The following is a 16080-nucleotide window of genomic DNA, read 5'->3' as shown; positions in this document are numbered from 1 at the left end:
TTCCTCTTCAAATCATTCAACAAATGACACATTGGCATCTGTTGTTTCAGCGGTTTCAGGTTGCTCAGTCTTTGCTGTAGCATCTTGCGATTTACCTGCCCCACCCGTAATAAATTTAGTAATTAAGTCTTCTAGATCCATTGTACCTTGGGTATTGCCAATGCTTTCACCACGTTTCACGTAGTTCAAGCCACCCCCTGGAACAATTTTCAAGTACTTTTCACCAAGCAGACCATTGGTTGCCACCATAATATAAGCATCTTCATCTATGCTGGTAATGGACTTCATGTTCGCAATAAGTTGCTTTTCCATTTCTTTTTGTTGCGCAGCATCCGCAGCGGTATAGTCGCTACTGTAACGAAGCTCTTCAAGTGCATTCTTTTCAACTTCTTTGAGCTGTGTTGCATTGAAAGATGTCAACTTCCCATCTAAAGAAAAAGAAACCGTGGCTAAACGTGTCACAGGGTCTAAGCTAATTTGATCAACTTGACCAATTTTCACCCCACTCATCGTCACTTTCGCACGTGGTTTTAAACCATTCACGTTATCGAAGGTTGCACTCATTTCATAGCGATCACTGAGATTTGAGCCCACCAAGCCACTTACTCGCATCGCAATAAAAAACAAAGCGATACCGAAGAGAATGACAAATATGCCGACTGCCAGCTCACTTGCACGTGATTTCATTAAACACCTCCAAACATGACCGCAGTCAACACAAAATCAAAACCTAAAACACAGAGCGATGAATACACCACAGTGCGTGTGGTTGATGTCGCAATACCTTCAGATGTCGGTTCACAGGCATAGCCTTGATACACCGCAATCCATGTACAAATTAAAGCAAAAACAAAACTTTTAATGATGGTGCCATTCAGGACATCTTTATAGAACTCTACGCTACTTTGAATGCCACTCCAGTAAGAACCTTCATCTGCACCCAAGAAGTCCACACCCACCATTTTACCGCCCATAATCCCAACCGCAGCAAAGATGACAGACAGCATCGGTAAACTAAAAATACCCGCCCAAAGTCGCGGTGAAATCACACGTTTGAGTGGATCAACCCCGATCATTTCCATACTGGACAACTGCTCTGTGGCTTTCATTAAGCCAATCTCAGCTGTTAATGCCGAACCTGCACGGCCTGCAAACAACAGTGCAGCAACCACAGGTGCTAACTCACGGAGTAAAGTCAATGCAACCGCAGTACCTAGCATCGCTTCGCTACCAAAGGTCACCAAGATGCTATACATCTGTAGACCCAAGACCGCACCAATAAATAGCCCCGACACCACAATAATGAGTAGCGACAATACGCCAACACGGTACATTTGGTATACAAATAACCGAACGCCCTGTACCGTTGGCATCGAAAATAAGATTTGCAATAACATTAAGCTCGCAACACCTATGCCGCGAACCCGTTCAATCACACGTCGACCTAAGAGTGCTATCGCATTCATGCTTGCACCTCAGTACTTAGATATGCCTTTTGGCTAAATTGATAATCGACAGGTCCTTCAACTGAACCTGTTAAAAATTGTTTCACGAATGGAGATGCATTCGCCTGTAACTGTTCAGGCGTCCCCTCACCTTGCACTTTGCCCTCAGCGACAACATAGATATAATCTGCTATCGACAAAGTTTCAGCCACATCATGTGAGACAATAATTGTTGTTAAATCAAGAGCTTCTCGCAATGATCGAATCAGACGTGTGAGTACACCCTTCACAATCGGATCTTGTCCTGCAAAGGGTTCATCGTACATAATCAGTTCAGGATCCAGTGCAATCGCACGCGCCAAAGCCACACGACGGTTCATCCCGCCTGAAAGCTCAGAAGGCATCATCAGCTCTGCGCCGCGCAGGCCGACAGATTCCAGTTTTAAAGACACAATCTCTGCAATCAAATGTTCAGGCAATGCCGTGTGTGCGCGAATTGGAAAAGCTACATTTTCATAGACTGACATGTCAGTAAACAGCGCTCCACTTTGAAACAACATGCCCATACGTGCACGCGCAGCAAATAACTCTTTGCGTGACATTTTCGCAATGTTTTGTCCATCTAGAAGCACTTCGCCCTGATCTGGTGTCAATTGTCCCCCAATCAGACGCAGTAAAGTGGTTTTACCTGTTCCCGATGGTCCCATGATGGCCGTGATTTGACCCTGTCGTATTGTAATACCGACATTGTCATAAATAACACGTTCCCCTCGCTTAAAGCTCAGGTTTTTGACCTCAATGAGGGCTTGAGCAGTCAGAGGCGCTTGATTATTCATAGCTGTGCGTTTTCCTGCATTTTTTCAGCATGCATACTATAAAGGATTAAAAAACGATATGTTAGCGTATTCCATGCCTAATTTTGTGCACGAATTGATTTCAATTGGTTGTATTTATATTTATTTAATGGAAGAAAACAACCTAAATAAAGCGGATCACTTCATCCATAGCGACTATAGACAAAGAAAAGGATATTGCAAATCAGTAAAAAAAATCCAAGATAATGTGCCATATTGACCTCTTTCGCGTCAGAGTGAGTGGCGATTGATTCAACCTCATTATTGTGCATCATTATTATCAATGTAATTAAAATATGACTCAGTATACATTTTAATTTTCGGATTGAAAGCAATAGACATAAAAAAAACCAGTGTTTCCACTGGTTTTTTTAATTTTAGTTCAAATTAGTCATTGAACTTACGACGTGGGCGGTCAAAACCACCTTCAGTGCGTGGACGATCTGAGTTAAATTCACGCTTTGGACGATCTTCACCAAATGTACGCTTAGGGCGGTCATCACCACCAAACGAACGCTTAGGACGATCTTCACCAAAAGAACGTTGTGGACGGTCACCAAAACCACCTTCACGGCGTTGTGGACGATCACCAAAATCACGTTTAGGACGGTCACCAAAAGAACCTTCACGACGTGGTTTATAGTCTACACGGTTACCACGGTTATCATCATTCGAGTCAAAACGCGGCTTGTCGTTGAAACCACCTTCGCGACGCGGGCGATCGTTGTTAAATTCGCGACGTGGACGGTCTTCAAAACCACCTTCACGACGTGGACGATCATTGTTAAATTCGCGACGTGGACGGTCTTCGAAACCACCTTCACGACGTGGACGATCGTTGTTAAATTCGCGACGTGGACGGTCTTCAAAACCACCTTCACGACGTGGACGATCATTGTTAAATTCGCGACGTGGACGGTCTTCACCACCGAATGAACGGCGTTCGCCATCACGACCACCTTCACGACGTTTAAAGTTGCTTTCGCCTTCAAAACGACGACCGCCACCAAAACCGCCACGACCGCCATCACGACGACCACCGCCATTGCGACCACGACCACCATCACGACCAGAACGTGCTGGAGGTGGAGATGGCTCTAAACCTTCAATTTCAGATACTTCTAAACGTGCATCTAAGTAGTCTTCTAAAGCACGGATTTTACCGCGTTCACGGTAAGTTGCTAAAGTAATTGCTTTACCAGTACGACCCGCACGACCTGTACGACCAATACGGTGTACATAGTCTTCGTTCTTCATAGGAAGACCAAAGTTAATAACGTGTGAAATTGTTGGTACGTCTAAACCACGTGCAGCAACGTCAGTTGCAACCAAGATTTTTGCACGACCTTCGCGGATGCTACGTAAACGACGGTTACGAACGGTTTGTGGCATTGCACCGTGAAGTGCAACTACTGAGTGACCCGCTTCAGCCAATTCTTCAGCAAGCATGTCTGTGTCTTCTTGTGTAGACGCGAAAACAACTGCTTGATCAAGATCTTCTTCGCTCAACCAGTGAGTTAAAAGTTTTTTCTTGTGCTCGAAACCATCAGTCCAGTGTAAAGTCTGAGTGATATCTGTATTGGTAGAATGACCTGTCTCAATTGCAATACGTTCAGGATCATTCATCATGCGTTCAGCAAGTGTGATGATACGTGGTGCAAATGTTGCAGAGAACATTAAAGTTTGTTTACGGTTTGCAGCAAGGTCGCTAATCGCTTCTAAGTCTTCAGAGAAACCTAGATCAAGCATACGGTCTGCTTCGTCAACAATTAGAGCATCAACTTTGTCTAATTTGATTTGACGACGGTTCACAAGGTCAAGTAAACGACCTGGTGTTGCAACAACAACTTGCGCACCTTTTAACTGTTGGATTTGTTTACCAAATGGCATACCACCCATGATTGCAGCAATACGTGCACCTTTCATGTGGCGAACAAATGCAATTGCATCTTGGCTCACCTGTTGCGCCAACTCACGTGTTGGGCAAAGAACTAAGATATTCGGTTGAGTAATTGCTTTCATACGTTCTTTGAACGGAACGAAAGTTTCTTGGCCTGCAAGTGCGTTTAACGTTGGTAATAAAAACGCTGCAGTTTTACCTGAACCAGTTTGGCTCGATACTAAAAGGTCTTTACCGTCTAAAGCTGCAGGAATAGATTGTTCCTGAACTGGCGTAGGAGACGTAAATCCTAGGCTTTGTAGAGCTTGTTGTAACGATTCGTGTAAAGGAAATTCAGCAAAAGTCTTGCTCATAGAGTATTTCACCCGAAAAATGGGTGCTCCATTAAAAATAAAATCAGATGGACATCGGCAAAAAGCGGCACAGCAATAATCGCTGAAAATATAGAATCAGCGGCGATCCGAGAACGACGATGCGTATAACGCACATTTGATTACAGCCGCAACCTGAAGGAATCGCTTAAGCGATTGGGTGGGGCGCGAAATAATGTCCTCTCTTTGGACCGGACGCGCATACACAATGATAGAAGAGAATGTTCAGGTAATGAACGAAATTTAGTGCGTGGGCGGAGTATAGCAGGATATTTTCAAAAGTCACCTCTTTTCTTAAAATTGATACAATATTTTTATCAAACATTGAATAAATACAGGTTTTCACTTCAATTTTTTTGACCATCTAGGAAAAAATTAAATAGCATTCTTCGTTCTCCCCCTCCACTATCAACCATAAAACGCAATTAATTGTACTAGCTCTTGCTCTAATGCTGCCACGATTTGACACGGCAATTGATCGGTGATGACGGTCCTACACGGCAAACTTAAATAGTGATCTATACGCTTATTGATTTTAGTGCTCTCTTTTTCTTTATTTGCCTTTAAATAACTGCGCCCCATTTGTCGTTTCACAATTTCTTGAATACAGCATTGCTTGTCTAATGATGGCAAAAATAAAAAAGTATAAGGGTCTAAAATGATCTGTTGTTTAAGCCTTATATATGTATCACTAAGCGGATGTGTATAGGTCATAAATCCAGATGAACACACCAAAATATGATGTTGCTGCGGACTAAGTGATTTTCCAAGTTGTATATATAATTCAATGTTCCGAAGTACGTAAGCATCGTAACCATAATATTCAATATAATCGGAAATATCCCCCTCTCTATGCATGAAGTATTCATCTAAATCATGGCTCTCTACCTCCATTTGTACTGAAAGTAGTTTAGCAACCGTTGTTTTTCCTGCTCCACCAGGACCGATAAAATGAAAGAGCATAAATACCTTTACTTGTTTTTATTTTCCGCATCATAAAAGAAAAAGCCCTCTTGTGAGGGCTTTTTCAATGTCTTAAACTCAATCTACATGCTATTACTTAGCAGCTTCACCCCAAGCAGGTACAACTGCTTTCATTAGAGGTTTCAACAGCTTCATAGAACATGCCAGTACTTGGCCATTTTCCATAGATTCGCTACCACCACGTGCATCAACCACTGTTCCGCCCGCTTCTTTCACAATCAACTCGCCAGCTGCGATGTCCCAAGGCTTTAAGCCGAGTTCGAAATACGCATCGAAACGACCTGCTGCCACATACGCCAAATCTAATGCTGCTGAACCTGTACGACGGTATTGCGCGCCAGCTTCAGTCACATTTAATAATGAATCAAAGTGATTTTTTGCATAAGAAATCACTTCACCATTACGTTTTGCACGGTAAGCATGACCCACAGACATGAATGTATTTTCAAGGCTGTCTTTTACATTTACACGGATACGGCGTTGATTCATCATGGCACCACGACCACGACTTGCAGAGAACAACTCATCTTTCACAGGGTCATAAATTACACCGTGTTGAGTAATGCCTTTATGTTGAACTGCAATAGAGATACAGAAGTGAGGAACACCGTTAATGAAGTTTAGCGTGCCATCAAGTGGGTCAATGATCCAACACCAATCTGCGTCGTGACCTTTACCTTCTTGAAGACCAAACTCTTCACCAAGGAAGCTGTGATTTTTATAACTTTTACGTAGGGTATCTATCGCCAATTGTTCCAAATAACGGTCTACACGCGTTACCGGACCATCAATTCCTTTTTCTTCGACTTGTAGATCGAGCTTATGACGATTTTGATGCGCTTTTAAAAGCTCTTGACCGACTAATTGAGCCGCACGCGCAGCCATCACCACCATAGGTTCCATTGAACACCCACTACAATCTGAAGATATTGATAAAGAATAATGCATAAAAGCCCGCATATCTTAGCAAAGATCGGGGCTTTTAGGGAAAAAATGTTTCTAAAATTTAAAAACGGCGTTTACACCATATGTACAAGTTTTAACCACGCTTGGCGTACTGAACGTTCAATGCCTTCGGCATCCAGTCCGGCCTGATGCAACATTTGCGCATGCGTGGCTTGATGCATAAAGGTATCTGCTAAACCAAGATTTAACATCGGTTTCACGATTTGAGCCTGTGCCAAATATTCATTCACTGCACTACCCGCACCCGCCATCACCGCATGTTCTTCAACCGTCACAAATAAAGCCGTTGAGGGCGCTAAAGTCGTAATCATTTTTTCATCAAGCGGCTTCACAAAGCGCATATTTACCACACGAACCGCCAAATCTTGTTCAGCCAATTTCTGTGCTGCTTCTACTGCGGCCTGAACACGACTACCAAAGGCAAGAATGCTAATAACGTCATCTTGGGCATCATTAAAACTCGCGACAATTTCAGCCTGACCAATTTCCATCGGGGTCATCTGTTGTTGAATCTCAACTCCGAGACCATTGCCACGCGGGTAACGCACTGCGGCAGGACCATTGTATAAATAAGCAGTATGCAACATTTGACGACATTCATTTTCGTCTTTTGGCGCCATAATCACCAAATTCGGTACGGTGCGCATGAAAGCATAGTCATAGGCCCCAGCATGAGTCGGTCCATCTTCACCCACTAAGCCTGCACGGTCGATACCAAAGGTAACATCTAGGTTCTGTAGGGCCACATCATGAATCAATTGATCATAGCCACGTTGCAAGAAAGTCGAGTAGATTGCAACCACAGGTTTTAAGCCTTCACACGCCATGCCCGCCGCCAAAGTCACTGCATGCTGTTCTGCAATTGCGACATCAAAAAAGCGCTGTGGGTACTGTTTGGCAAAACCCACCATACCTGAGCCTTCACACATGGCAGGGGTGATCGCTAACAAACGCTCATCTTGTGCGGCTTCATCACATAACCATTGACCAAAGACATCTGAGTACTTCGGTGCAGTATTGCTAGATGCTGTAGCATTTATTTTTGTAATTGCATGATATTTAATTTGGTCAGCTTCAGCTGGGGCAAAGCCTTTGCCTTTTTTGGTATAGACATGAATTAAACGTGGCCCTTTACGTTTTTTCAATGCGGTAAAGACTTGTGTCAACTGCTCGACATCGTGCCCATCGAAAGGCCCAAAGTAATCAAAACCAATCGCTTTAAAAACGTTGTCGGCCGCATCTGTGGCTGCACTATGTAAGCGCGAGTTATAAGTCCATTCAGGATGTGGCTGCACATAGGCTTCGCCATCATCTGAAATATTAATGGACTGTCCACTTTCCCAAATTGAAGCCAGATGTTTTGCAAAACCACCAGTACTACATGAAATCGACATATCGTTGTCATTCAGTACCACCATCAGGTCCGCATCATGCGCAACTGCATCGTTCATGGCTTCAAAGGCCATACCTGCAGTCATCGCCCCATCGCCAATGATCGCGACCACTTCACATGGATTGTTTTGATAACGACGTGCCAGTGCCATCCCCAAACCTGCTGAAATCGCAGTCGAAGAATGTCCAACACCAAAAGTATCAAATACCGATTCATCACGTGCAGGAAAGGCAGCTAAACCATCTTTGGCACGAATCGTCGTCAACTGTTCACGACGCCCAGTCAAAGCTTTATGCGGATAGGCTTGATGACCGACATCCCAAATTAAGCGGTCATTTGGTGTGTTAAAACAATAATGCAATGCCACGGTGAGCTCGACCACCCCAAGGTTTGCACCAAAGTGTCCCCCACTTTGTCCTGCGGCATACAGAATAAATTGACGTAGCTCGTCTGCCACTTGTGCTAATTGACTTTGCTCAAGCAAGCGAAGTTGTTGAGGATGATCAATCGTATCCAACAACGGTGTTACAGGGCGATGAGCTGGTATTTCTGTATACAACATAATATGGCAAAGCCTTCTAAAGCCTGGCAAATCTAGCTAGGTCAAATGGGTAATTCGATCATATCGTCGAATGCTATCACCTTCAATCAGCCATATTTCTAGCGATGCAGTTTTGAGCAGTGCTCTCACTGGGTGTTCGTTTAGTGGATGTGATTATCCTGAATAATCTTACTATTTATCAACTATTATCGTTCGCTTTATACAAAAAAGAAAATCTTCTGCATAAATTCATGGATGCAATTCTACCAATGTCGATGCATTACGCTATACTTTAGCCAATTTCTGAACTATTTACAGGTTTAGCTGTGCCGATTGAATTTGTTGCTACATCCCGTTTACCGACTGCTTTTGGTGAGTTTAACATCACCGTATTTCAAGATCCTAAGACCGGTGAAGAACATGTTGCACTCTCAAAAGGTCTCGATCAGCCGATCACAGAACCCGTTTTAGTCCGTGTTCATTCAGAATGTCTCACAGGCGATGCCTTTGCGTCTTTAAAGTGTGACTGTGGCCCACAATTGCAAGCCACGCAAAAACTGATTAATGAAGCTGGACAAGGGGTGATTCTGTATTTGCGTCAAGAAGGTCGTGGCATTGGTCTCACCAATAAAATTCGTGCTTATGCGCTGCAAGACCAAGGGCATGACACCGTTGATGCCAACTTGATGCTCAACTTACCTGCCGATGCGCGTCGTTATGACATGGTCAGCATTATGTTGAATCATCTGAAGATTCAACAGGTGCGCTTGATTACCAATAATCCACTGAAGATTGCAGCACTGCAAGAGCAAGGGATCAATGTGGTGGATCGTGTACCATTGACGGTTGGTTTAAATCCCTTCAATGAAGAATATTTAAAGACCAAACATGAGCGCATGGCGCACTTGTACAAGAAAGATGATTTTTAAACTTTGAAAACATGCTCTAAGCCTGCTTTTTTAAAGGGCGACTTAGAGCACTCCAATCATATTAGATGGTCATGGAGAAAATACGACTCTCGGGTCGGCGGCGTTTTAAATGCAAATCAAAAGCCATACAAATATTGCGTACAAAGGCTTTGCCTTGCTCAGTCACCCGTATACTTTGTGGCTTAATCTCTAATAAACCATCGTCCTGCATTTCTTCTAGTTGTCCCAAGACCTCAACCAATTCTGGAAATTGCATCTCTGGTTCTGTCCACGACGTTTGAAAGCCACACATCAAATTTAAAATGTGACGACGAATCATCAAATCTTCGGCACTTAAAATATGCCCACGATAGACAGGAATTTCATTGTTTTCGAGTCGCGCATAATAATCTTCGAGTTTTTTTTCATTTTGCGCAAAGCTATACCAACTGTCGCTGATTGAGGAAAGCCCTAAACCAATCATCACTTGGGTTTTCGAAGCGGTGTAGCCCATAAAATTGCGATGCAGAGTGCCTGCCTGAAATGATTGGTACATCGCATCACTTTCTAAGGCAAAGTGATCCATGCCAATTTCATGATATCCCTGTGCCAGTAATTTATTCTTTCCTTCTTCATAGCACTGGCGTTTTATTTCATCTTTCGGCACATCATGGTCTTTAAAACCACGCTGTCCATTGCCCTTAATCCAAGGCACATGCGCATAACTATAAAATGCCAAACGGTCTGGGCGTAAACGATTGGTTTGATTAATGGTATTGAGGACATCATCTAGGTTCTGAAAAGGCAGACCAAAGACCAAATCATGTGAAATTGAGCTATAGCCTATTTCACGTGCCCACTGCGTCACTTGCTCGACATGTTCAAAAGGCTGTATCCGATGAATGGCTTTTTGTACGGTTTCATTATAATCCTGCACCCCATAACTGACACGGCGAAAGCCTAGGTCATACAAGGCTTGCAAATGCGCCCGTGTGGTATTGTTGGGATGCCCTTCAAAGCTAAACTCATACTGTTCAGCAATCTCTGCTTGCGCAAGAATACCTCCAATCAATTGAATTAAATGCATTGGCGAAAAGAAAGTTGGCGTTCCGCCACCCAAGTGAATTTCTTTAATGCGGGGTTTTTCTTCAAGCAAGTCACAATACAGTGACCATTCCTTTAAAACCGCCCGAATATAGGGCTGCTCCATCTCATGCTTTTTAGTCACACGTTTGTGGCAACCACAAAAAGTACAGAGGCTTTCGCAAAAAGGCAGATGAATATACAGACTGATGCCTTCAGCTGAATTCGATTCAGCAAACGATGTTTTCAGCGTCTGTTTCCATTGCTCTAAAGAAAACTGCGCCTCTTCCCAATACGGCACCGTTGGATAACTGGTATAACGTGGACCAGGAACATTGTATTTTTGAATCAATGAATCGCGCATATTTACCATCAGTTCTTCCGCATTCAGAAGATGCAGCCCATTCTGCATCATCAAACTCGGGTCTGTACTTGGGTTATTCTGCTGAGCTTGGAATCAGAATTCAACCTAGCGAATTAGTCAGATTATTTTTCACATAGCTGTATTTCTTTTTTACTGCCTTATCTTTAGCCCGACTTCTCATTAGCAGTCCGAAGGAAAATATTCTTAATCTTTTTGCTATTTTATGTTTTGATGTAGGCAGTTTTCATCTCTTCCCTTGAGGCTTTTCATGCAGCACCCAACGTCTGCGGATATCCAACGCGTTCGCGAATTTCTCCTCGATTTACAAGCACGTATTTGCTCTGCACTTGAACTGCAAGAACATACTGGCGGTGGAACAGCGCAATTTGAAATAGATGACTGGGAACGTCCTGAAGGCGGTGGGGGGCGTTCACGCGTTTTACAAAATGGCACAGTGATTGAAAAAGGCGGGGTGATGTTCTCACACATCAACATTTCTAAACTCCCCGCTTCAGCGACTGAACGCCATCCGCAAATTGCAGGTGCTAAAGCACAAGCCATGGGTGTGTCCTTGGTGATCCATCCGAAAAACCCGAATGTCCCGACTTCACATGCCAATGTGCGCTTATTCGTGGCTGAAAAAGAAGGGCAAGACCCCATTTGGTGGTTTGGGGGTGGTTTTGACCTCACCCCATTTTATCCCAACGATGAAGATGTACTGTCATGGCATCAGATGGCGCATGACTTATGTGCTCCCTTTGGCGCTGAAGTCTATGCCGAACATAAACAATGGTGCGATGACTATTTTTACTTAAAACATCGTGATGAACAGCGCGGTGTCGGCGGACTGTTCTTTGACGATCTTAATCAATGGGACTTTGAAACCTGTTTCCAATATATTCAAGCTGTGGGCAATGGCTATCTGAATGCCATTCTTCCAATCTTCCAGCGCAACCAAGACAAGCCATATAGCGAAGCACAACGCGACTTTCAAATCTATCGTCGCGGTCGTTATGTCGAATATAATCTGGTCTATGACCGTGGTACGCTTTTTGGTCTACAAACAGGGGGACGGATTGAGTCGATTTTAGTGAGCTTGCCGAATTTGGCGGGTTGGTCATATCGACCTGAATGGGAGCTTGATTCCGCTGAGAAAAAACTCACCGATTATTACCTCAAACCCCAAGATTGGCTCAACCTGCTCAAATAGACACACAGGCTTACAATTCTATACCCTCTACGCATGCCCTTTTCACTAGATTAGGGCAGCTTATACATTAAATTTTATATATTTCCCGATCAATTCCCCGTAGAATGACCACTACACAAAGCGTCATTTCTTTGCATTTATTAAAGCATTGTCACAGGTTTAAAACAGCAATTGGGTTCTTTTGAGTTCGCAAAAACCGTAAGCTAAATTAAGTCATTTTCAATGTATTCATTTTAATGACATCAACATTTAGTATCCTCCTTTGCTGTTCTCTGAGGTCCCAAACATGTTCGCAAAAAGAGTTAGCTCGACCACCATGGTTCTTTTCTGCTTTGCTATAGTGTTGCTAAGCTCGATCAGTACCACTATTTTTTCTGAAAGTGCATTCAATGATAATGCTTCCATCAGCATCACCGTATTTGCAGGTATCGGCTTAACCCTGACTGCGGCAAAGCTATTGTTTGATACGATTCACAACATCTGTAATCCATAAGCCCTTCTGCTTCAGAAAAAATAGTCTAACGCTTTAGCCTGAGTCTAATTTGCCGTATATTGAACGGCATTTCTCACATGGACTTGGTGCGATGAGCAAACAATTCGCTGTCATTGGCAACCCGATTGAGCAGTCTCGCTCACCTGAACTGCATCATGCGTTTGCACAAAAAATGGGGCTCGACCTCAACTATAGTAAACGTCTTGCACCGCTCGATGGCTTCCTCGCCAACATCCAAGAATTTTTCGCCCACGGTGGCATAGGTCTAAACGTCACAGTTCCATTTAAAGAGCAAGCTTTTTCTGCCTGCGCAGTCCTCACTGAACGCGCCAAAATCGCAAAAGCAGTGAATACTTTATGGATGGTCGATGGTCAACTGCATGGAGACAACACCGATGGTCAAGGGCTAGTTGATGCCATTCATGCTTTGGACTGGAACTTAGACCAGACTGATGTGCTAATCATCGGTGCAGGTGGTGCAACTCGCGGCGTTATTTATCCACTGGTACAAGCAGGGGTAAAAAAAATTGTGATTGCCAATCGTACCCTTGCACGTGCAGAGCAACTGGTGAGTGACTTAAAAACAGCTGTCCCTCAAGCTGAACTCCAAGCTATCGGCTTAGATGCACTCGATGGTCAATTTGATCTAGTGATTAACGCAACCTCCGCCAGCCTAAGTGGTGACGCCCTCGTTCTGCCCGAGACACTCCTGTTTCAACATGCCTATGAAATGACCTATGGCAAACCTTCGACCTTTTTAGACCAAGCCAAAGCACGTGGCGTACTCACCTCAGAAGGCTATGGCATGCTTGTTGGTCAGGCGATTGAATCTTTTTCCATTTGGAATGGCGTCAAACCTAACCTGAAAGATTTTTTATAAAACTCAATAAAAAAGAACCTCCGCAGAGGTTCTTTTTTCACATTACTTCATCTGCTTTTGTACGGATTTATACGTCTCATAATAAGTCGACTCACTAAAGAAGTCGTCATGTTCAAGCTTCAAACCTTGCAATGATTTTTCTGTCAATTGACCTTTTAAGTCATCGGCAAATGCTTTAGCAAAAATTTGTGCCGCCTGCGCTAAGTCTGCTTTTTGCTCTGGCTCAATCTCATAGCTATCGGTAAATTTTTCTTGATAGACATGTGCAAAGAGTGCCTGCTTGGTCTTGTATTTTTTAACCAAGTCTTTCCATTGCTGACTTTCTTGTGCTTCGTCTAAGACATCTTCAACAATATTCGCGACACGTTCGCCCAATTCGTCAAAGTCTTGTTGGTGCTGTAGGACATGTTTTTGACGTAACTGATTCAAACGTTTCAGTGCTGAACCTTTCGGCTCTGCAATATCCATGAACTCATAGGCATACACTTCTGAAATTTCATTGATGGTCGCTGGGCTATAATAACGAATATATTCTGGACGTTGCGCAGCGAATACCAAGGCAAAGGTTGCTTGATATGCTTTTAACTCTGAATGATGACGTGCATAGCTTTGTTTGGCAACTTGCTGGTAATAATCAGAAATGTCTTTAGGTTGCTCTGCCGTATCTGACAATGTTGTCTCAACACTTTGAGATGCGCTAGCATCTGCACCTAATGGTCCAAGCATGCCTTTCACTACGTTTTCCAGTAATGAACCTTTAGACACTTCCTCAATAGATTTGGCGTTTTTTAAAGCTTGACGGTCAATCGCTGTGGCATTGCCATAATTAAACACCTGATTGGTACTCTTAATTTGTAGCTTACCAATTTGCTCATCGCTGATTACAATGTTGTAATCCATATTTTGCGCACGGCCTTTTTGGTCGAGTGCAACATCCATCACAAATGGTGAACGCTCTGTTCCCAATTGTGCCATGATCGGTGTAATTTCAGCCTGATGTTTTTGCCAAAGTTGTTTAAAACCTTGCGCATCGACCAGTTGCTCAGTTTGATATGCCGTAAAGAGTGGTTTTAGCTCTTCCAAAACATTGATCGCGGCTTGACCAAAACTCTCTGTATCTACCGATTGAGTCACGGCTTTAGGCGCAAGCACATCAATATCTTGATAGTCCCGACATGCCGTCACTTTGCCGATAGGAATATTCTTAGTGTTGATGAGCGCATCACAAGCTTCTTCAGAGAGAGTATTAGATGATGCAGAAGCAGAGACTTCCTCTGTATCCTCTGTCTCATCCTCTGCATAGGCAACATCAGCAGCCGCATCTGTAACCGCATCACTGACAGCATCTACCGCGATGCCCTGCTCATCCCCATCTGTATGTGAACCTAAGTGATGTATTTGTTGATTCACTAAACTCGTGACACGCTCAAGTGAGGCATAAGCAGGGTCTTCAGTTGCTACACCTGCGGCAGCCATCTCCGCTTCTTTCGCTGCTTGCATCGCATCATCTGCTGCGCTTGGCGTTTTTTCAGCGTCTTGAATCAGACGCTCGGCATCAAAAGCTTGTATCTGCTGGGTATAGTGCAGTTTGTTGACGTATTCAAATAAGCCCAATTGTACTTGTGCTGTTTCTAAGTCGCCGATATAGCGAATTTTCTTACTCAATCCTGCATCTTTTTCTTGTTTACTCAAACCCACACTATGCACCTGATTTGGCTCTGCCAATGCATAAGGTAAGGCATTAATTTGCTTTAAATATTCTGCAAATTTCTTAAAATCAATATGGCCAAATGCATCTTTATGCTTGGAAAAGTCAATGTATGCAAAACGATCCTGACTTTCACGGTTCACCATGAATGGCATAAAGGCAAAATAGTTGGTGTAAAACTTATAGTCATTAAAATCAACCACCATCGGCAACTGCGCTTGCACTTGTAAGGTTGGCTTTTGATAACTCAACTGCAACGTCAGTGCAGCCAGTTTTTGACGAAAATGTACGGAACCGTTGTAACTAAACTGCAAATCATTGAGTAAATTCACCAATGATTCTGCAATTTGCGTGCGAGCTGAACGTGACTCACCCGTGCTATACAGTGATGCATACGGATTTTGTTCACGCGCAAGCGCATCATACAAGGCCTGCTTCTCTTTAGCTGTAAATGGAATCTTTTGATTTTTTAATAATTGATCTAATTGCTTTTTCAACTCTGGATCTAAGTTCGTTGCATTTGATTGAGCATTGGACTTGGAATTTGACTGAGCCCTAGGCTTTGACTCATTAAAATTAAAATCCGACTGAATCGAGAACTGCCCTTTAAAATCATAACTGGCATTTTCAAACATGGCATTTAGACCATGCGTGGCTTGTTGCCCCAACTGCTGATCTGAAGAGGCATTGGATTTAATGACATGCTGAGTACACCCACTGATACTCAAACCCAATAAACAAAGTGTTATATATTTTAAGCGCATAATACTTGCTGAAAACCTGAGTTAATTATAGTTTATTAAAAAAGTACATGATCAAAAGACCATCGAGTCAGTGTAACAGAACTGTCTTTTTAGATTGATGATTTTATCTACCAATTCGCCTTTCTGACATTTTTTTAGGTCTGATTTATCAATGTATTTTGATACGATGTATGAATAATGAAATGATCGTTTTAAATAATCCAATACTATTTCTAA

At 43.1% G+C, this 16080-nt stretch carries 13 protein-coding genes; 4 read left to right on the top strand and 9 right to left on the bottom strand.

Annotated elements, in window-relative coordinates:
• Window positions 1–12: 12 nt before the first annotated feature.
• From mlaD to dxs, 7 genes are all read right to left on the bottom strand, one after another.
• The gene (gene mlaD / locus ACZ8ZH_RS01800; protein ID WP_086208976.1) at window positions 13–687 is read right to left on the bottom strand and encodes an outer membrane lipid asymmetry maintenance protein MlaD; all 675 of its coding nucleotides are present in this window, start codon (window positions 685–687) and stop codon (window positions 13–15) included.
• Complete coding sequence (mlaE, locus tag ACZ8ZH_RS01795) at window positions 687–1466, bottom strand: lipid asymmetry maintenance ABC transporter permease subunit MlaE (protein ID WP_086208977.1); 780 nt, start codon at window positions 1464–1466, stop codon at window positions 687–689. Before mlaE ends, mlaD begins: the two co-directional genes overlap by 1 nt.
• The gene (locus ACZ8ZH_RS01790) at window positions 1463–2281 is read right to left on the bottom strand and encodes an ABC transporter ATP-binding protein (RefSeq protein ID WP_086208978.1); all 819 of its coding nucleotides are present in this window, start codon (window positions 2279–2281) and stop codon (window positions 1463–1465) included. The genes mlaE and ACZ8ZH_RS01790 overlap by 4 nt, the downstream gene beginning before the upstream one ends.
• A 405-nt stretch (window positions 2282–2686) precedes the next feature.
• On the bottom strand, window positions 2687–4552 hold the full coding sequence (locus tag ACZ8ZH_RS01785) for a DEAD/DEAH box helicase (RefSeq protein ID WP_110974058.1): 1866 nt from the start codon (window positions 4550–4552) through the stop codon (window positions 2687–2689).
• A gap of 426 nt (window positions 4553–4978) precedes the next feature.
• Window positions 4979–5533 (bottom strand): shikimate kinase, encoded by a 555-nt coding sequence (locus ACZ8ZH_RS01780; protein ID WP_110974057.1) that lies wholly within the window; start codon window positions 5531–5533, stop codon window positions 4979–4981.
• Between the two features lie 93 nt (window positions 5534–5626).
• On the bottom strand, window positions 5627–6457 hold the full coding sequence (locus tag ACZ8ZH_RS01775; protein ID WP_086208980.1) for an inositol monophosphatase family protein: 831 nt from the start codon (window positions 6455–6457) through the stop codon (window positions 5627–5629).
• A 116-nt stretch (window positions 6458–6573) separates the two neighbouring features.
• The gene (gene dxs, locus ACZ8ZH_RS01770; protein WP_119064770.1) at window positions 6574–8475 is read right to left on the bottom strand and encodes a 1-deoxy-D-xylulose-5-phosphate synthase; all 1902 of its coding nucleotides are present in this window, start codon (window positions 8473–8475) and stop codon (window positions 6574–6576) included.
• A 305-nt stretch (window positions 8476–8780) separates the two neighbouring features.
• On the opposite strand from dxs, the gene ribA reads away from it, so the two are divergent.
• The gene (gene ribA, locus ACZ8ZH_RS01765) at window positions 8781–9383 is read left to right on the top strand and encodes a GTP cyclohydrolase II (RefSeq protein ID WP_086208982.1); all 603 of its coding nucleotides are present in this window, start codon (window positions 8781–8783) and stop codon (window positions 9381–9383) included.
• Window positions 9384–9444: 61 nt separating this feature from the next.
• Here ribA and hemN read toward each other — a convergent pair whose 3' ends face one another.
• A complete protein-coding gene (hemN, locus tag ACZ8ZH_RS01760; RefSeq protein WP_119064826.1) occupies window positions 9445–10809 on the bottom strand; it encodes an oxygen-independent coproporphyrinogen III oxidase in 1365 nt (454 codons plus the stop codon).
• Between the two features lie 268 nt (window positions 10810–11077).
• Here hemN and hemF point away from each other — a divergent pair, with 268 nt between their 5' ends.
• The 3 genes from hemF to aroE all read left to right on the top strand — a co-directional run bounded on the left by hemF (window position 11078) and on the right by aroE (window position 13392).
• A complete protein-coding gene (hemF, locus tag ACZ8ZH_RS01755) occupies window positions 11078–12019 on the top strand; it encodes an oxygen-dependent coproporphyrinogen oxidase (protein WP_119064768.1) in 942 nt (313 codons plus the stop codon).
• Window positions 12020–12305: 286 nt separating this feature from the next.
• Window positions 12306–12512 carry a hypothetical protein gene (locus tag ACZ8ZH_RS01750; RefSeq protein ID WP_086208984.1) on the top strand — a complete coding sequence of 69 codons (207 nt, stop codon included), beginning with the start codon at window positions 12306–12308 and terminating at the stop codon, window positions 12510–12512.
• A 91-nt stretch (window positions 12513–12603) separates the two neighbouring features.
• Window positions 12604–13392, top strand: a complete 789-nt coding sequence (aroE, locus tag ACZ8ZH_RS01745; RefSeq protein WP_119064766.1) for a shikimate dehydrogenase — start codon at window positions 12604–12606, stop codon at window positions 13390–13392.
• Window positions 13393–13434: 42 nt separating this feature from the next.
• Here aroE and ACZ8ZH_RS01740 read toward each other — a convergent pair whose 3' ends face one another.
• A complete protein-coding gene (locus ACZ8ZH_RS01740) occupies window positions 13435–15864 on the bottom strand; it encodes a hypothetical protein (protein WP_119064764.1) in 2430 nt (809 codons plus the stop codon).
• Window positions 15865–16080 lie beyond the last annotated feature (216 nt).

Source organism: Acinetobacter sp. SW-226 (assembly GCF_055632855.1).
The sequence above is the reverse complement of the archived record's forward strand: the minus strand, read 5'-3'. Positions and strand labels throughout refer to the sequence as shown.